The sequence below is a fragment of the Nocardia sp. PE-7 genome (assembly GCF_030486425.1).
Taxonomy (GTDB): domain Bacteria; phylum Actinomycetota; class Actinomycetes; order Mycobacteriales; family Mycobacteriaceae; genus Nocardia; species Nocardia salmonicida_A.
The window spans coordinates 5,960,088-5,977,219 of the sequence record NZ_CP129614.1; the positions used below are offsets into that span (position 1 = coordinate 5,960,088).

The following is a 17,132-nucleotide window of genomic DNA, read 5'->3' on the forward strand; positions in this document are numbered from 1 at the left end:
GCCCACGATGACTACCAGCGCTAAAGCCTGACGGCAGGTCAATTCGCCGCCAGCAACCCGGAATTTGCGTAGCTCCTCACATCGGAAGACCGGCGACGGGGAGACCGAACAGGATCAAGGAGGCCGTATCAGATGTCCACCAACGGAATTGTGAAGTGGTTCAGCGCCGAAAAGGGGTTCGGGTTCATTTCCCGCGCAGACGGCCCTGATGTCTTCGTCCACTACTCCGGCATCATCGGCCAAGGCTACCGAAGCCTCGCCGACGGTGCGCCCGTGCAGTTCGAGATCACCAAAGGCAACCGTGGTCCCCAGGCAGCCGACGTGCGGCTGATCGACACCGGCCCCTCCGATCAGCAACCGGATCCAGCAACGGGCACTGAATTCCCGACGGCCACCACAACACCAGCCGCGGATGTGGATGCGCTGTGGACACCAAATCTCTAGTCGGCACCACCTGCCGCTGGTTGTCTGAACGAAACCAAACACGCGCATACCAGTTGGGGGTCGAGGCGGTGTGGAACAGAAGAAGCCATGAGCTACAAGCCATCCTGCGATGGGCGGCCCGCCATCGTCCGGATGAGCTGGAAGCCTGCGTCACCGAACTCAAATCCGAACCCACAGGTCGGCTTCGGTGGCGAGCGAGGACCCGCCGTTCCGCGGCAGTAGACAAGGCTTTGACAGCCATCACCACCGGACCGGCCACCCGACATCGACTCCTGGCCATCATTGCGCGCTCGACAGTGAGAACCGGCTACGTCCGTGGAGGCAACGAATGAACGCGTTTCCGGCGCGGACACCATCCACAGCTCCCATGGACCACCCTCCGTGCACAACGACTTCCGGCGACACTGTGTTGGATTTCGTGGGCGTCACCGCGGCATCGCGTTGCACCTACTACCGAGAGGTCTGCCAGATTCCGGCCGTCCTCGATCCCCTTACCGACCAGATCGTCGTCGTCGCGGGTCATGTACAGGCGGTCATGGTCCCTGCCCCGCTCGGACGACGAATACGCGCGGAGTTGGACAGACGAGACGAAGAATGTGGACCGATCGTGTCCCACCCCAAATCAGGGTCGTGGACCTTCCTCACCAGATCCGAATTCCGACTCGATATCCCCGCCGCCGAGGCCGCCTCGTTGTGGGACCACAACGTGGTGGTCATGGCTTCCGGCGTGCAGATCGGACTTCCGACGCCAACCGCGAGAAACGCCGACCCGGTCCGTCTATGGGAGCTGCCACCACATAGCCCGCAGCGCCCGGGGACCACAACGGTTCTGCGTGCGGTGCGCGCCTGTGTAGAACGGGGCGAATCACGATGACCCACGGCCGAGTCCTATTGACCGACAAGGTTATTCGTCAGGCGACCGTCTACCGGCAGGTATGTGGATTCGATGCGTTCGCCCGGGAAGCCACCGGGCAGATCGTCGTGCGGACCGGCACCATCGGCGCGATCGTGTTGCCGTCTGCGCTGTGTCAGCGAGTAGTTGCGGAGATGGCGTGGCCGGGACCAGTCATCCTCGACACCAGCTCCCGCCGTCCCATGGCGACAATGATGACCGGGCCGCCACCGTCATACCTGCGTAGCTCGAGTACCTTTGCGGCACTATCGGCCGTCGAGGCCGTGCTGATGCCCGACGGTGACGAGGTGCTACTGCCCTCACCACGTGATCCCGGGCGACGCTGGCTGCCGTTCGAACCACTGGATCCGTATCGGCCTACCGCCGAGGTCGTCGTCACGGCGATCTTGGCGTGCCGGTAGGACGCCGGAGGTTGCGATGCCGCTGCCGCGATCGCCTCGCCCTGACGAACCCGACACCCACCTGCGGGTGATCAGTGCCGGGCTGGTGGTCGACTTCCGTGGCTGCCGCAGCGCGGTGCGGAACTTTCTGCGTGACTGGCTTTCCCATCCCCACCCGTCCATCACCGCCGCCGAGATCAGGGATGGATTTCTCCCGATCAACCGAATGCCCTGCGAGGAATTGTGGCTACACCCCTGACCGAGACCCCTGCCGATCGCTGCACCGCCTACCGGAGCCTTGGTTGGCGCGTCGAACTCGACGGACACGACCAGATCATCCTGCCCGCCAGAACCGTTCACGGGATCCAGGTGTGTTCGGGGTTGGCGGACCTGGTCCTGGACACGCTGCGTCACAGCAGGGTGGTCACGCCGATCGTGGACAACGTCGCCACCCGCACCCGCACCTTCTTGACCACCGCGCCCAAGGCTGGCGATACCCGTGCGATCAGCTTGTTTCCGCCTACCTCGACGGTGCAGGCCATCCGGACCGCTCCCGGTTCCCCGATCCCACTGCCCACCCCGGGAGACGAGACCCGTGTGTGGCTCGATGAACCCCGCCCGGACTGTCTCGCCGATTTCGAGTTGCTGATCAGCTTCACCCTCGAAGCCGCGCGCGCTTCGCTGCACGCCGCGTGACCCACCACCACGCCCCGCCGAACCGACTTCCTGATTCGCCGACGCCGACAGGCGTCCCCACCACCACACAGATACGGAACTGACATGACCTATGTGAGTTGGTACGCCCGGACCGAGACCGGGCTGGCTCCGCTGCAGCGCAGCCTGATCGACATCGAGAGCGGTGTCGCCCGCCAGCGCGCATGGAACCCGGAGCTGGTCATCGGGCTCGCCCAGACCGAGGACTACGCACGGGCGGTCCTGGCAGCCTGCATCGGAGTCCTGGTCGTTCCGAACGATCTCGACGAGGTCGTCGCGGCCCGGATGCAACGCCAACTGATCCTCGACCGCGAACCCCACACGTTCGAGTTCCTCATCGGCGAGTGGGCCTTGCATCGCACGGTCGGTAGCGGTGCGGTGATGCGCGCGCAGATCAAGGCGTTGATCGATGATCTCGACTCCCGCCCCAACCTTCGCATCGGGATCGTTCCGCTCAACGCCGAATTCGTAGCCGCCACCCCGGCTTTCGTCATCCACGACAGCTCTGCGGTCGAGATCGAAACCGTCACCGGTGAAGTCATCGCCACCCGCCCCGACGACATCGCACTCGCTGAGCGCACCTTCGCCCTGCTCCAGAACCAAGCCGTCTACGGCGACGACGCGCGTGTCCTGCTCACCCGAGCACTAGCCACCCACACCGACTAGCCGTCACCGTCGTCCACCGCCGAGCCAACCGGCTCGAGGCGTGGTCGCGAGTTGTCCTGCCCCCGATCTGATTCACCACCACACCGACGCCGCAAGGTCGCGAGTGTGCGCTGTTCGCAAGGAGCCCCGTCGATGACCAGCGCAAACGATCCGTCACTGTCGCTGCCAGCAGGGCGGGTCGTGCTGCAAGCGATGTTCGGACGGGCCAGCAGCCACCAGCTGACCCATCCTCTCCTCGCCGCCGCGGCCGAGCTGGTCCGTCTGGCCACCCGCGCCGCCGACGACGAAGCCAGCAAGGCGCAGATCGGGCAGATGCGGCGCATCGACACCTACGTCGATCAGGTCCTGCCGATCCCGGTCGAGTCGGCGGTGCTGCACACCGAAACGGTCTCGATGGTGCTGGTCAGGATGGCCGACCACGCCGCGTCGCCGGGCCGCCCCGTCGACATCGACCGGTTGTCTGCGGTGTGGGGCCCGCTCGACGAACTGGTGCGCGGGCTCGACGCGCTCACCGACGATCTCCTCGCCGGACGTCGGCGGGTCCCGTTGAGCATCTGGTGGAACACCCGCCCCGACTTGATTCCCTTGCAGGAGAAGCGATGACACTCACCCGAAGGACCGCGGCGATCGTCGCTTGCGTCGCGGTCTTCGTCTCGGGCGCACCTGAGGTGTGCGTGGCCTCGGCGTCACCGACAACGACACCGGCCCCTTCGACGTCGCTGTCGCTCACGAAATGTCCAGCGCTGTATGTGTTCGGCGTTCAGGGCACCGGTGAGTCCTCACCGGATGCCGCGCCGAGCACCGACACCGGGATGTTGTCGCTGGTGATGCGGCCGATGATGGCCGCCGCACCCGACCCTGGTCTGGTCGATCGCGCCTATGTGCCCTATCCGGCGGGCTTCGGTGGCGCGGTCGGTACCTCGATCGTTCCGTACGCCGAATCGGTCACCACCGGCGTGCTGCGCACGGAATCGATGATGGCGCAGCTTCATTCGGTGTGTCCGCGAACCAGGGTGGGGTTGGTGAGCTATTCGCAGGGCTCGCATGTCGCCTCGATCGTGGCCCAGCAGATCGGTGCGGGCCACGGGGTCGTCGATCCCAGTCTGGTCGCGGCGGTGATCTTGATAGCCGACCCGACCCGAAGCCCCGGCACGGGATTGTTCCCTGGCACCGATTCCTCCGCACCGGCTCCGGCACCGGGAACCAGTGGAAAACACCTGGCAGCACTGCCCGCAGCGCCGGTCCGATCAGGGGTTGCGGGTGGTGGGATCGGCCCGCAGCGTGACATCGCCGAAGATTTCGGTGCACTGACCGGCCGAGTGGCCAGTGTCTGCGTTTCCGGTGATCTGGCCTGCGACACCCCCGAGGGGTCGGCGATCTTGCGTGCCGCCGCGGGGGTGGCTTCGCAGTCGCTGATCTCGACCGGAGACCCGATCGGCTCGCTGATCTCGATCGGGCAAGCCCTCGCCTACACCTCGCTCAACGCAGCGGTCACCGTCATAGACGAGTCCATCTCTGGTGACTCATCCGCGCTGGGCATTTCACCACAGAAGTCGATATCGCAGCGCCTCGCGGATGCCTCGGACCCGCGGGCCGGGTTGGATGTCAACGCCGCCCTCGCCGCCGTGAGACGTGTCGGAACTATCGGGTTCGACGCGGTCAACGCTGTTGTCGCGTCGGTGCTCAACCCCGCAGCCCTCACCCAGCTGGCGGCTGTCGCACTGTCCAATCCGGCCGCCGCTGTCGTCATGGTGGGCGAGAAGTTCACCAGTGCGGTCGGCGACCTGGTGGCGCCGACGACCGGAGATCGACTGGTCTCGACGGCATTCGATGTCGTGCGGCGCGAGGTTGCCGACAACCGCGACCTGCTCGACCTGACCACGTGGGTGCGGATCTGGGAAACCGGAATGCGGCACGACGCCTACTCCCATGCCGTCGGTGGCGGGCCCTCCCCTGCCGCGTGGGCGGGAGCGTGGCTTGCCGCCGCCGCCCACGACGCCGCCGCCGCACCCCTGTTACCGGCGCGCACCGGTGAAGGTTCACCACCATCGCCGACTACCCTCACACGCTCGGTGCTCGTCTCGACCTCGTCCGCGCCGTTCAGCGTGGACCTTCCTGCTCCCACCACCTCATCAGGACCGAGCCCCTTGCCGGTCGAGGTGGTGGGAGCACCCCAACACATCGCGGCACCGCCCACCGAGCTGCCGCGACCAACCGCGACGGTTCCGGTGACCGTGGTCGGGCCAAGCCAGCCCGGCGTCAGCGCCGACGCGACCCGACCCCCGACCAGCTCGGTCGTTGCTCGCCAGCCCGGCATCACCGACCCCACTCGCTAACTCCCCCAACCCCTCCGCTGTCTGGCCGCGCACTGCCCGTAACCAGCAGTCCTCACCGATCGATCGGAGACCGATGAACAGAACAATCGCACCGTTGCCCGACACCAACCGGTTGCTCGCGGTGTGGAACGGCGCGCAGAAGTCGACGACCTCGCTCGAGCACGCCACCCACGTCTTCGTCACGATGTGGACGATCTACCTCACAGACGTGGACCCCACGACCATCAGTGAATGGCAGCACTACGAGATCCCCAAAGCCGCCACCGATCTCAGTCGCACCATCGCCCGGGTGATCGATGACGAGATCAGCTGGCATATCGGGAACCGACACGACACGGCGGTCCTGATCGACGACGACTCCCCCGAGCTCGTCACCGCAGGGGAACTGGTCGGTCGCATCGCCATGTTCACCGTGCTCTTCGACAAATGGCCGCCGCACCTGGGCCAGTGCCCGCTCGGTCCGGCGTTCCTCGAATCCGGCCGACAGTTCGACAAGCTGATGCGGGGCCTGGCCAAAGGTCGTCGCCAGCCTCGGCGCCGTTGCGACGGTTTGCCGCCGGTCCCCCGCCCGCAGCGCATCGAGCTGGGCGCCGTCCCCCGAAGCAGCCAACCATGACGACTACTCGCCCGCTGCTGCACTACAGCAACATCAGCGCCCCCACCGCAGCGATGGTCCGACACGGCCCCGACACCGTTGTCGGGCTCGCGTTCAACCCCACCTGCCTCGCCCTGGTCTACCTCACCGTGCATCCCCGCGTCCGCACCGTGACCAGGGGTTCGCGCGCGGTCGGGGTGGAACTCGGATGCGACATCGTCATCCACCACGGACTCCACCAGCAAGCACGCCGACTTCTCTCTGCCCGCATCGATCAATGCTGGCGCCACGCCCGCGCGCTGGCAGCGCACAATCCGGTGCCGGATCTGCGCTGCTATTACGGATCGCAAGTGCTCTCCGATCTGGCCGGGCTCTGGAAGTTCCGGACGGGGTTCGAGTCGGAAATCATGACGATGATCGATCTCGCCTACGACATCCCCGAGGCCGGCACAGAGCTGTTGAACGCGGTGATCGCACACGGGTTCGCACCCGGCACCCCACCCGAACAGCTGGCCGAACGCACGGTCCTCGTCGAAGCGTTCGCCGCCGCCGCCCAGGGTGCACGCCACCTGAAACTCATCGAGCCGACCGACCTCGACATCGTGGCCCTGCTCGACCAGATCGAACCGCCCGCACGGTCGTCGACAGCCCTCATCTCTCATCAAGCTCAGCCGCTCCATCAGGCTCGGCCGCGCCGTGTCGAGCTGACCGCACGCTGACCTTCACACACCGTCACCCGTCCTACCTACTACACCCGTACCACTGCCAGGGGGCCACCACATGACACTGGACTTCGATCCCGCCACCGCACACCAATTCGCCACCACCGGCACATACATCGCCGCCGAGGTATCCCACGCCACGAACACCACCACCGCAGCGGTCGACGCGGTGCCCGGGTTGGGGCTGATCGGCGAAGACTTTCGGGCTTTGCTGATCACCGCGATGACCAACCACGCCAACCATCTCGGCGGCTGCGCGCACACGGTGACCGATCAAGCCGACCACGTCGCGACTTACCGCGCCCAGATCAGCGGGCTCGATCAGCGCATCGGCGATGGCCTCGACAATATCGGGCAACTGTGATGGCCGGGCGTGTGAAAACCTCGACCAGCAGCCAGGTGGCGCCAGATCCCGATGCGATCATCGCCTACCTGTCGGCACCGATCCGCGAGCTGCGTACCAGTGTGGACGGCACCGGTGACCCGGCTGAGGCACTGGGCCTGCTCAACAACGCGATCAGCCAACTCGACTCGACCGAGGCGCCCTACCGCCTGCAGGCAACCGATCTCGAATCGAGCTGGAGCTCCACAGCTGCTAACTCCGCGATCCCCGCGATCCGCGCCTCTCGCACCAGACTGGTCGAGGGTAGCGACCAAACTGGGGAGTTCGCCACGCTGATCGACGCCGCGGTCGGCACCAACACCACCGCCGCCGCGGCGATCGATGCCGAACTCGACGACTTCGAAACCCGAGCCCGCCGGATTCTGAAAGCTTCACCGAACGAGCAAGGCGTCACCACCGTCATCGAGCTGGCCCGACAGATGTACAGCAACTCCCTCTCCGCTGTCGACAGCGCGCAAGCCGACTACGACACCTACACCAGCAAGCTGCGCGAAACCGACTACACGACACCGAAATCCAGCCTCGGGACCGGTGGCGGACCCGCTACCGGCGACCCATCCCTGACCAGCGACGACGACACCGACACCGTCATCGACGACACCGGCAGTAGCTCGACATCGAGCGATCCGGTCATCGCGATGCAGCAAACCCTAGCCACCGCGGGCATCGACGCCGCGACGACCCTCGGCACCCAATTGATCACCTCCGGGGCCGAAGTGCTGACCACGCTGATCACCGAAGCCGCCGGGGTCGCGACCCACGCCATCGATGTCCTCGGCGACGAAGCCGGTGAAACGATCACCGCCACACTCACCGGCAATACCGGTGACAGCACAGGCACCGCGCCCACGGCGAACGGAGCCGGGGCCGGTTCGAACGTGCCCAGTAACGGCGGCACCGGGGGCGGGGCGCCGCTGTTCAACTTCGGTGGTTCCGACAAGCCCGCCACCGGCGCGAACGGTGCCAGTACCGGTACAGGATCGAACACCGGCGCCGCGCCGATCACGCCGAAACCCGACGCGCCCACCAGTGACGGCGACCAGAAACCCCAGCCCTCCCCCGCACCTGGCACCGCTGTGTCCCCTGGCCAGAATTCGAGCACCGGCGCTGTGGTGCCGCCTACTGCCGGTCAAGCCGCCGGGACTGACGGTGAGCACAAACCGCGTCCACAAGCCGGCACGACCTCACCATCAGCAATCGCCGGTGACGTTGTCGCGGTGGTGGTTCCCGTCATCGGAGCTGTCGGGACATGACCGACAGCCCACTCGATCTGCGCCGACCCGACCCTCCGACCGGACCTGACGATCTCCGTAGCGACACCGACCACGGGTTCGACGAGGACGACGACTTCGACGACGACTACGACCGCTCCAGCGCCTGGTCGGACTGGATGGACCCCACCGACGCCGACCCCGACGAACCGAAGGCGCCGCCCGGGTTTCGGCAGGTCGGACGAAACTACGCACCCGCACGCCCCGACCAGGGCGGCGCAGGACGAGTCATCGCCACCCTCGGCGCGGTCTTCGCGGTCGTGATCATCGTTGTGCTGGTCGTGCTCGAGTCGCTGCCCGACACCGACGACCAATCCAACACAGCTCCGAACACGCCTTTGCCCGCACCGTTGACCGGGATGGTCCACGCGGTCCCGACAACGACCACCGCTCCACACGCGATCGCCGACTGCCCCCACAAACGCAGCACCGCTCTGTCTTCGGGCGCCGACCCCGGCGACACCACCAGCGCGGTCAGCGTGATCTTCGCCTTCCAATACGCCTACTACGTCCAACGATCAGCCACCAAAGCACGCGAATACGTCACCGCCGATGCGAACGTCCCACCCGCGCAGCACATTCAGGACGGCATCGACTCTGTGCCCGTCGGAACCCGCTACTGCGCCACAGTCGTGCCGACCGCACCGGGCCGGTGGCAGGTCCAGATCCGTGAGCAATGGCCGAACAAAACCCCAGAGCTGTTGGCGGCCTTGATCATCACCACCGCGACCGAACCCGACGGCACAGCCACGATCACCGCGATCAACGCGGCACCATGACCGACCCAACAACCACCACCCCACTCCTCCGACACCAACAGACACCGAGATGAACGAGCACCGAACGCGGCAGGAGCCCCCACCGTGACCACCCGTCCACGAAATCTGATCGACCCCGACCAGCCGACCCCCGCACGCCTGCACAGCGCGTTCCTCGGCGGGAAGGACCACTACGACCCTGACAAGGTGCTAGCCGACGCCTTGGCGAGCAGCACGATCCGGCCCGCGGTCGCCGAATCCCGTCGATTCACCCGACGCGCGGTCGAGTACCTGTCCGACCATCACGAGGTGTCTCAGTTCGTCGAACTCGGGTGCGGCATTCCCCACTTCCCGAATATCCACGACATCGCCGAACGAGCGAACAGCAGCGCGAAGACGTTGTATGTCGACTCCGACACCGTCGTGGCCGCGCATGGGCGTGCGCTGCTGCACGAACCACCTACCCGGTTCTTCAGCGATACCGACATCACCGACACCGACGCGATCGTGGGCGATGTCGCCGCCGTGATGGACATGACGGCACCGTTGGCGGTGTGCGTGTCGGGCACCGCAGAATGGATTAGTGACGCCCCTGCCGTGCTCGCGGCGTTGACCGCCCGGTTCCCGGTCGGGACTTGGCTCGTGTTCACCCACGTCACCGACGAGTTCTACCCCCAGCACGTCCAGGCCGCCGCCGAAACCCTGCGCCGCGCGGGCATCCCGTATCGCCCACGCGGACGAGACGAGGTCACGGCCATGCTCGCCGAGTACCAGCTCCTCGCGCCCGGTCTGATCGCCCCGCACCGGTGGGTACCAGCCCTCAGCCGCGACGACGACAACGGGAATGGGAACGGCGAGGGCGAAAATGGCGACGGAATACGGAGACTGTCGCCCGCCGCACCACGCCATCGCGCGGCATGGGACCTGAGCGCCTACGCCGCTATCGGCCAGCTCCACCCGAGGGGTGCTCGGTGACCGGTGACATGGTGCAACAGAGGAAAGACCGTCCGCCGACGTGATGGATAGCGAAGATGGCAGGGCTGGCACCACAGATCTCGTGCCCCACAATCGATCCACGTGGTGCAGTTCTGTTGCCGCTTCTGCCAATGATGTTCCGACGCATCAGCCGCGTGAGGGCACGTCCACCGTAAAGAGGTCGCCGGTTGCTTGGTAACCCTGGCTTGAGAAGCGTCCAGGACACGGTCAGAGCCGTGGGCCGGTGGTCATCCGGTCGCCGAAACTTGCTGCGCGCGTCGTGAGATTCACCCCCGCCACCGCCGGACTGGCCCCCACCCACCATCGGGTACTCGACGCCCCGTTCATCGCGAAGGCTGAACTTGACGTGGTCGGACATCGGACCAGAGGGGATTTCGCCTACCACCATGACCGTATACAGCGTGACTGTCTCTGTGAACAGTGCAAGTGCGACCACGATGTGTCGGCGGTCGTTGACATAGAAATCGCTCGTCTCGGGGATCAGAACGTCTTCCAGCTCAATGATTGCGGGCACGCCAGGCTGGCTCATCGCAATGCTCCTCAGGCGATCGAATTCGGAACCTAACCGTACGCGCGAACCGCCACAAGCGGTTTCGCTACCAAGCATCCACTTTTGCGGGGTCGCACGGCCTCTCAACCCCACGGATAGCTCGCGGCCTGCCAATGCAACAGGCAGCTACCCGAGAACTGTCAAACAGCGAACAGTCCTGCCGTCGGAACCCTGCGGCGGGCGCGGCGGTGAGCCCCGCGTCGAGAGTGAGCGCCGCGATGATCGGTAGGGCGCTGGTGAGGGTTCGGTGTTCAATTCTCAGGGTCTCCGCGTGCAGCGATCCGGCACCATGTTGACGAGATATCTCAGCTGCTCGCTGGCTCGAGTAATAGTTGCCGGGTCTCCTCGACGGCGGGGATTTCGCCTTCGGAAATCGTGGCCGAACGGCCGTCGGTGCGGGTGATCTCGACAGTCACCCGTGGTCGACGGCTATCGAGCCACAAACTCAGCGCGGTCGCCAGTACCGCTGCGGTAGTACCGGCTACGCCAGTAAGACTGGTCGCGAGGACAACGGCTACTACTTGCGAGGCCGTGCTCATCCGATCAGTTCGCTTCTCGATCTGGACCCGACCACGCAGTCCGTCCTCGTGACGCAGCCACGACATCAGGTCGTTCAGCTCCGCGTCAGCGTCCTTGCCGACCAGTCGTATTCGCGCGGTCTTCGGTCCGGCTGGTGCAACGACATTCTCGGTCGCGTTCTTGCTGTCGATGACGAGGAATCCCGCGCCGGGGGTGGTGGTGCGAACAGGAACTTCGTAGCCGTGGTCGTGCAGAGTCGCGGTGAGTTGGTCGGCGTTGAGGATTCTCGCAGGATCGTTGATCCGATATCGGATCAACGGGACTGGGCTGTCGGTGGTGATCAGCAGGCGGTCGGTGTCGAGCTCTGCGTAGATCCGTTGCGGGTCGTATTCGACCAGGGTCGGCAATGCGGTGGGGTGTCCGCCGAATAGTGCTTCGGCCAGCACCAGATTGTCGCGGGCCAGGCGGCGGATTGCGATAGTCGAGGGCGTTTCGTGGCCAAGGATTCCGGTGTCTTCGGTGCCGTAGAGCAGGATCGGATTCGCTCGACCGCCGCGGGATTCGACCAGCGCGGTGATGCGATCGCGCCATGTTTCGGTGATGTTCTCGCCCGCGAGTAGGATTTGCAGGTCCAGGTCGAATGTCGCCCGACCAGCGCGCTCAAGCACCTCCTGTACAAACGGCGGATAGCCTGTCAGGACAATCTGGTCGAAATCGCGGCCGCGTGCGCTGATCTCACGTGCGACCGCCCCGGGGTCGCATCCGGGTGCCACGACCGACAGTTTGTGTCCGCGCCTTTCCAGCCCTCGCAACGTCTGCGTGGTGCATGTCGAGCCCAACCATCCACCGATCGCGAAGTCGGCGAGGACCAAGCTCCGGCGACGCTGTGACTGCGAGTGCCAGAGACCGAGGACGCGATCGTGGTAGTCGATGTCGGCGGCCACCGCCGTCTCTTCGCGCGGCCAATATAACGGCGGACCATGGGAACCGGCAGAGGCCGACCACAAGGTTCTGCCGACGCAGCCCCACGACACCAGGTCCTCGTGCGTTGTCGGTGGCACCTTGGTGAAGTCGTCGAGCGTGCGGACCCGATCGGTGGTCAGGCCGTGCAGGGACAGAAAGTCTCGGTAGGCAGGAACATTGCACGACGCTCTGCGGAAAACCCGCAGAACCTGATCGCGGTGAAGGCGCCCGAAAGGGTCGGGCTCTGCGCGGCGGTGGGCATCGTCGACCGGTCGGTCGACGATCGGCGGGTGGTGCCTCACCGTTGATGGTGAGGCACCGGGCTCGGTGTCCGATTCTTCCAGTTCGTGAGGTGAATCGGCTTCGGTTTCCGTTATCGGTGAAGTTGGCAGCGCGGCGTGAGGATCAGCCGAGTACAACTGCGGCCAGGTGCGGTCCATGACGTGCCGGCGCAGCGTTGTGGCTCGCCACAGAACCCGCGCGACTGCGGCCTCCACATCCTCGAACGTCTCGTCATCGTCGAACGGGATGCGCTCTTCCAGTGCGTTGGCCTCCGAGATCAGGAACATCCCGACCGCGGCGAAGATCGCGTCGGTGACCCGACGAGCATCGGCGTCTTCGACCATCATCGCCACCACCGCGGGATCAGGCACCGGAGTGATCTCGACCTCGGAGATTTCGAACAGTTCGCTCCGAACCGCATCCCATCTGTCGGCAACGGTCTCGGGATAGGGCTTGTCAGCGTAGGATTTTCCCGCGCCGACCACGGACTGAACGAATCCCGGTCGTGATGGCGAGGATTCCCACATGACCGATCCCCCGTCCGACCGCGGATCTCGCAGGTGCGTGTCCAGCGTTCGATACGCCCCGTCGAGTGTTGCCACGGATTCCATTACGGTTCCCGTAACGCACAGTTCGACGGCCACCAGGAGCACAGGGCTCAGGTAGCCGTAGCGAGTGCGGATCATCGTGGTCACGCCATTGATCGTAGAGCTATTTCCTCGCCCAGCAAAATAGCAATTCATGGATAAGGGATCCGAAACATGGACGGGCGGGATTCATGGATCAGCGGCATTATTCATGAATGGCTCCGGGCCGAAACGGACTGGACGTTCGGCTCGCAGCCGGAGCCACTGACGGCAATCGCTTGACTTCTCGTGATGACCTACAATTCCGGGTATGACAGCGGTGGACCTCTCGCGGCACTACGAAAGCGGCCCCTGGATCGTGGTCGTCGAACGCGAGACGGATTCGAAGCTACTCCTGGCCGAAATCGATCGTCAGTGCAAAGAGCACGGGGTCTACATCGACGTCGTCGAGCTCGCGGACGTCAAACCGCTCACGCTGTTCCGGTACAAGGGCATGATCGTGTTGCTCGCACCGGTGATCCCGCCCGCCGACGTCGACCCCGCAGTCCTCGACTCCGCGCTCGAGCTGATCAGGGAGTTCCGCAAGTCGTATCTATGGGGAGTCTCGGCGCTGGTCGGACTCGGCAGCGGTCACGCCGCCTGGCACGAGGTCGGCATGGTCCAATTCATCGCCGACGCAACCGCTTTCGCGGACAACGTTGTTCGTTCGGCGATCAATTCCGACACAATTTGCGGTCACCACGTGCTACGGAGCGGCAAACCGGTAACCGGGCTCGATCTTTTCGCGATCTACGAACCCGATGATTCGACGTTGCGGCGCAGGTCATCTCGAACCGCGATGAAGCTGCAGACGGAACTGGATCGCCTGCGGAGCTGGGGGCTGGTGGTGACCGCGGACAATATCGCCGCCGTCCGCGCCCGAATCAAGGAGTGGACCGACCGCTACAACGGAAAGCGCTACAACGATGTGCCCGGATCCACGCGCAACGTTCTGGAGTGGGTGATCTCCGACCCCGACACCAACTCGCCCACACCCGAACTCGCCGCTGCGCTCGAAGACGAGAGCTTCCGAAATTCCTGGAACGACGGTACCCAGCGGGCCGCGCGCTTAGTCCTCGATGACCTCCTCAAGACGTTCGGGATCGAGCGGCCACGGAAGAACGGAGTCCGGATGCACGGCAAGAAGGGGCAGTGCCGGGCTCTGGCGCAGCTGGTCGCGACGATGAATCAGATCACAGATCTGCTGGGGCCGGAACTGGACGCCGGTGGCGTCTTCACCGACGTGCTGGCAGACCCGGACAAAGAGCCGGTCGCCGTCCATGAATGACGACCGTTATCCATGTTACGAATTTCAGGCAAAACCATTCTTTGACCAACGCGAGCTGGATCGTAAACATTAATCAGCGGCCGAATACATGCATTGAACATGGTTGAGCAGGTTTATTCCCGCTCGTCCATGTTGAATCCATGAAGGGCCACTGCTCGGTCATGAATAGCGAAAACACGGTCGGCCAATTCTGTGGAGCGTGGTGCTCATGCAGAAAAAACAAATCCCCAGTTCCGACTCCCCCATCGAATTCACCGACTCCGTGCGGGCCCGCATCGTCAGCAGTTTCCGCCGCGCCTACGAATTCGTGGACAAACACCGCGACATCATCGAAACCGTCGTCGAGGTCCTCGGCGCCGCCGTCGAGGTGCTCGCGATCGTCTTCGGCATCGACCTCGACAGCGTCTCGCTGATCACCGAACTGCTCGAACTGGCCTGGGACCTGGCGAACAACCCGCGGGTTCGCGCCGCGGTCACCGCGGCCGTCGGCTGGCTACGCCGACTCCTGCACCGGGGCGCGGCCGCCGTTCACCGCGCTCACGCCGCTACCGCCGCCGGTGTCCGCGCCGGTGTCCGGCGCGCACGACGCGGCTACATCCGGCTGCGGCGACGGGTCCGTGCGAGTGCGCGCCGCGTCGCCCGAGTTCTGTTCATCTGTTACTGAGTCCTTCGCCGCCCGAACCCCCAACCTCCGGGTTGGGGGTTCTTTCATGTCCGCATCCGGGTGGTTGAGCCGACGTCCGACGACTCCTCGGTGGCGAACATGCGGGTGCTCAACGCGTCATACGGTGCCAGCGAGGGTGGTGTCCGATCGGTCAGACGCCGCGCCGCCGGGTTGCGGATCGACAGGACGAGCACACCAACGTGAGCGATGGGGCAGCCAGTATGGCGTCCGGGTCAGATCCAGTAGGAGCAGATGCCGTCGTCAGTCTCGGCGGAGACGGTGCCGCCACATGCGTGAATCACCCGGCGAGGGGCGATGTTGATTTGGTCAGTTCGGTGTACGTCTGCCCGATGCCGTCAGGGATGGAAATAGTGGCACGCCAACCGAGTTCGCTACCGGCCACAGTCGAGTCGAGCGCGCCGTGCAACCACGCGTGCGTCGTCGCGACGAAAGTCCTCGACAGCATCTCCACCATGAACTCCCACCAGCTCACACTCCAACTTCACGGCCTTGACCACCAACTGCGGCCCTACCTCACCAACCGCATGGTGGGACAATTCGTAGACCGACTCACCGCGGTGATCCACGAAAGGGCCTCGATGCATCGAACGGCGGCGATCACATGAACCGCGCCGACCCGCTCTACCAGCGCGATCCCGATGCCTGGCGCGCTCACCTCGCCGAAGGCAATGCCAAACAACCACGCAAGCGAGTCGGCGCCGATGCCCTCATCCACGACTCCGACGGTCGAATCCTGCTGGTCAACCCCAACTACAAGCCGGACTGGGACCTTCCTGGCGGGATGTCGGACGCCAACGAACCACCCGATGCCACCGTGCGGCGCGAACTCGCCGAAGAACTCGGCCTGGATCTTCCCGCCACACCACTGTCGTTGCTTTGCATCGACTGGGTAGCACCCCACGGCCCCTGGGACGACTCCCTCATGCTCATCTTCGACGCCGGGACCCTGACTCCCGCAACGATTTCGACGCTTCACATCGCCGACGACGAACTCGAGGACTTCGGCTTCTTCACACCAGACCAAGCCCGCCAACGTCTTCGCGCCTACATTTGGCAGCGGCTCCAGGCTGCACTGCACGCCCGCACCACTGGACACACCGCCTACCTTCACGACGGCAATTCCGCATCTGGTCGGTGAACAGGGCACCGTAGAAGGCTTGTGGCCGGGGTGACCACGCTGCGGGGGTCCGCGCGATACCGTTGTGCGCTCGCGACCTGGAAACTACGGGCTCAGCCATCCCTGATCTGTGGGCCACGCCGCCGTCTGCGCGGCGCGGGGACTAGTTAATCCGGTGTACGGCCAGCCTCTCCACAGTGCGGCCCATCAGCGATTCCACACGAGCACTGGGGTCTCACACTCTTGGGCGGTCTATGCCGGTTCGCCGTCGCGGACAGGTCCGTTGCGCTGCACTGCCCTTTGGCGCCATTTTCAACAGCATCGCGGAATCACCACGATGGACGGTGTGGGAACTTGCTGGTTAGGATGAAGTGCGGGTCGGCAACCTTATTCCCCCCCAAGGATTGTCACCCGATTCGGCGGCATGCCGCGCCCTCAAGGGTCGGTCGGCGCCGTTGATATCGATGCCGTCGGGCTCACTCCCCCCTTCGCCCGGCGGCATCGTCATTCAGCGTGCGATAACGTCACCGATGGGCTCACTCCAATCCGAAGCCGAGCCGCAGAAGGCTACGCGCCCTACTTCGGGTTGCTGAAAATGCTTTCGCGTCCGCCAACCGCGATCATCGCATCGGCGCCGACGTGCGACGCCCGCCATGCCATGGCCGACCCTTCTAGACCGCAACACTCCGGGCTTCATCGACCGGAGTGTTGCCGTCGACATTCGCCGACCTAGTCCAGCGTGTACTGACCCCCCTCCACGCCAGTACACACTAGGACCAATTGGCGTGTACTGATGTACACGAACCGACTGTGTCATGCACACTGGTACATGTCAATGGCCGTCTATTGTACTGTGGTGTAAACGGCCGTATTTCGCAGGAGGGGGAACAGTGGACGAGCAACA

17 protein-coding genes and 1 pseudogene are annotated in these 17,132 nt (G+C 64.9%); 16 read left to right on the forward strand and 2 right to left on the reverse strand.

What is annotated here, in order from left to right:
- Window positions 1-132 precede the first annotated feature (132 nt).
- The 13 genes and pseudogenes from QX204_RS28035 to QX204_RS28095 form a co-directional block, all read left to right on the forward strand.
- Window positions 133-333: pseudogene (locus QX204_RS28035) on the forward strand (cold shock domain-containing protein); the annotation flags it as partial.
- A gap of 1,002 nt (window positions 334-1,335) precedes the next feature.
- Window positions 1,336-1,758, forward strand: coding sequence for a hypothetical protein (locus QX204_RS28040; RefSeq protein WP_301903519.1), 423 nt, complete (start codon window positions 1,336-1,338; stop codon window positions 1,756-1,758).
- 16 nt (window positions 1,759-1,774) lie between these two features.
- Window positions 1,775-1,996 (forward strand): hypothetical protein, encoded by a 222-nt coding sequence (locus tag QX204_RS28045; RefSeq protein WP_301903520.1) that lies wholly within the window; start codon window positions 1,775-1,777, stop codon window positions 1,994-1,996.
- Complete coding sequence (locus QX204_RS28050; protein WP_301903521.1) at window positions 1,981-2,433, forward strand: hypothetical protein; 453 nt, start codon at window positions 1,981-1,983, stop codon at window positions 2,431-2,433. Before QX204_RS28045 ends, QX204_RS28050 begins: the two co-directional genes overlap by 16 nt.
- Before the next feature lie 84 nt (window positions 2,434-2,517).
- Window positions 2,518-3,117, forward strand: a complete 600-nt coding sequence (locus QX204_RS28055; protein ID WP_301903522.1) for a DUF5753 domain-containing protein — start codon at window positions 2,518-2,520, stop codon at window positions 3,115-3,117.
- A gap of 132 nt (window positions 3,118-3,249) precedes the next feature.
- Window positions 3,250-3,720, forward strand: coding sequence for a hypothetical protein (locus QX204_RS28060; protein WP_301903523.1), 471 nt, complete (start codon window positions 3,250-3,252; stop codon window positions 3,718-3,720).
- Window positions 3,717-5,453, forward strand: coding sequence for a cutinase family protein (locus tag QX204_RS28065; RefSeq protein WP_301903524.1), 1,737 nt, complete (start codon window positions 3,717-3,719; stop codon window positions 5,451-5,453). Before QX204_RS28060 ends, QX204_RS28065 begins: the two co-directional genes overlap by 4 nt.
- A gap of 73 nt (window positions 5,454-5,526) precedes the next feature.
- Window positions 5,527-6,069 (forward strand): hypothetical protein, encoded by a 543-nt coding sequence (locus tag QX204_RS28070; RefSeq protein WP_301903525.1) that lies wholly within the window; start codon window positions 5,527-5,529, stop codon window positions 6,067-6,069.
- The gene (locus QX204_RS28075; RefSeq protein WP_301903526.1) at window positions 6,066-6,767 is read left to right on the forward strand and encodes a hypothetical protein; all 702 of its coding nucleotides are present in this window, start codon (window positions 6,066-6,068) and stop codon (window positions 6,765-6,767) included. The genes QX204_RS28070 and QX204_RS28075 overlap by 4 nt, the downstream gene beginning before the upstream one ends.
- Window positions 6,768-6,828: 61 nt before the next feature.
- A complete protein-coding gene (locus tag QX204_RS28080; RefSeq protein WP_062990341.1) occupies window positions 6,829-7,134 on the forward strand; it encodes a hypothetical protein in 306 nt (101 codons plus the stop codon).
- Complete coding sequence (locus tag QX204_RS28085; protein ID WP_301903527.1) at window positions 7,134-8,426, forward strand: hypothetical protein; 1,293 nt, start codon at window positions 7,134-7,136, stop codon at window positions 8,424-8,426. Before QX204_RS28080 ends, QX204_RS28085 begins: the two co-directional genes overlap by 1 nt.
- Window positions 8,423-9,223, forward strand: a complete 801-nt coding sequence (locus tag QX204_RS28090; RefSeq protein ID WP_301903528.1) for a DUF8176 domain-containing protein — start codon at window positions 8,423-8,425, stop codon at window positions 9,221-9,223. Before QX204_RS28085 ends, QX204_RS28090 begins: the two co-directional genes overlap by 4 nt.
- 84 nt (window positions 9,224-9,307) lie before the next feature.
- Complete coding sequence (locus QX204_RS28095) at window positions 9,308-10,177, forward strand: SAM-dependent methyltransferase (RefSeq protein WP_301903529.1); 870 nt, start codon at window positions 9,308-9,310, stop codon at window positions 10,175-10,177.
- 876 nt (window positions 10,178-11,053) lie between these two features.
- Here QX204_RS28095 and QX204_RS28100 read toward each other — a convergent pair.
- Window positions 11,054-13,198 carry an effector-associated constant component EACC1 gene (locus tag QX204_RS28100; RefSeq protein ID WP_301908132.1) on the reverse strand — a complete coding sequence of 715 codons (2,145 nt, stop codon included), beginning with the start codon at window positions 13,196-13,198 and terminating at the stop codon, window positions 11,054-11,056.
- 211 nt (window positions 13,199-13,409) lie between these two features.
- On the opposite strand from QX204_RS28100, the gene QX204_RS28105 reads away from it, so the two are divergent.
- Together QX204_RS28105 and QX204_RS28110 are read left to right on the forward strand one after the other, a co-directional pair.
- Window positions 13,410-14,426: a hypothetical protein gene (locus QX204_RS28105; RefSeq protein WP_301903530.1), complete on the forward strand. Its 1,017-nt coding sequence runs from the start codon at window positions 13,410-13,412 to the stop codon at window positions 14,424-14,426.
- A gap of 208 nt (window positions 14,427-14,634) precedes the next feature.
- The gene (locus QX204_RS28110; RefSeq protein ID WP_301903531.1) at window positions 14,635-15,090 is read left to right on the forward strand and encodes a hypothetical protein; all 456 of its coding nucleotides are present in this window, start codon (window positions 14,635-14,637) and stop codon (window positions 15,088-15,090) included.
- A 298-nt stretch (window positions 15,091-15,388) separates the two neighbouring features.
- Here the strand turns inward: QX204_RS28110 and QX204_RS28115 are convergent, their stop codons facing one another.
- On the reverse strand, window positions 15,389-15,583 hold the full coding sequence (locus QX204_RS28115; RefSeq protein ID WP_301903532.1) for a hypothetical protein: 195 nt from the start codon (window positions 15,581-15,583) through the stop codon (window positions 15,389-15,391).
- Window positions 15,584-15,712: 129 nt separating this feature from the next.
- On the opposite strand from QX204_RS28115, the gene QX204_RS28120 reads away from it, so the two are divergent.
- On the forward strand, window positions 15,713-16,249 hold the full coding sequence (locus QX204_RS28120) for an NUDIX domain-containing protein (protein WP_301903533.1): 537 nt from the start codon (window positions 15,713-15,715) through the stop codon (window positions 16,247-16,249).
- Window positions 16,250-17,132 lie beyond the last annotated feature (883 nt).

Excerpts from the sequence above, each read along its gene's own strand:
- QX204_RS28045 (WP_301903520.1), top strand. The coding sequence starts at position 1,775 with ATGCCGCTGCCGCGATCGCCTCGCCCTGACGAACCCGACACCCACCTG.
- QX204_RS28070 (WP_301903525.1), top strand. The coding sequence starts at position 5,527 with ATGAACAGAACAATCGCACCGTTGCCCGACACCAACCGGTTGCTCGCG.
- QX204_RS28055 (WP_301903522.1), top strand. The coding sequence starts at position 2,518 with ATGACCTATGTGAGTTGGTACGCCCGGACCGAGACCGGGCTGGCTCCG.
- QX204_RS28120 (WP_301903533.1), top strand. The coding sequence starts at position 15,713 with ATGAACCGCGCCGACCCGCTCTACCAGCGCGATCCCGATGCCTGGCGC.
- QX204_RS28105 (WP_301903530.1), top strand. The coding sequence starts at position 13,410 with ATGACAGCGGTGGACCTCTCGCGGCACTACGAAAGCGGCCCCTGGATC.
- QX204_RS28060 (WP_301903523.1), top strand. The coding sequence starts at position 3,250 with ATGACCAGCGCAAACGATCCGTCACTGTCGCTGCCAGCAGGGCGGGTC.
- QX204_RS28085 (WP_301903527.1), top strand. The coding sequence starts at position 7,134 with ATGGCCGGGCGTGTGAAAACCTCGACCAGCAGCCAGGTGGCGCCAGAT.
- QX204_RS28100 (WP_301908132.1), bottom strand. The coding sequence starts at position 13,198 with ATGATCCGCACTCGCTACGGCTACCTGAGCCCTGTGCTCCTGGTGGCC.
- QX204_RS28080 (WP_062990341.1), top strand. The coding sequence starts at position 6,829 with ATGACACTGGACTTCGATCCCGCCACCGCACACCAATTCGCCACCACC.
- QX204_RS28065 (WP_301903524.1), top strand. The coding sequence starts at position 3,717 with ATGACACTCACCCGAAGGACCGCGGCGATCGTCGCTTGCGTCGCGGTC.
- QX204_RS28110 (WP_301903531.1), top strand. The coding sequence starts at position 14,635 with ATGCAGAAAAAACAAATCCCCAGTTCCGACTCCCCCATCGAATTCACC.
- QX204_RS28090 (WP_301903528.1), top strand. The coding sequence starts at position 8,423 with ATGACCGACAGCCCACTCGATCTGCGCCGACCCGACCCTCCGACCGGA.
- QX204_RS28075 (WP_301903526.1), top strand. The coding sequence starts at position 6,066 with ATGACGACTACTCGCCCGCTGCTGCACTACAGCAACATCAGCGCCCCC.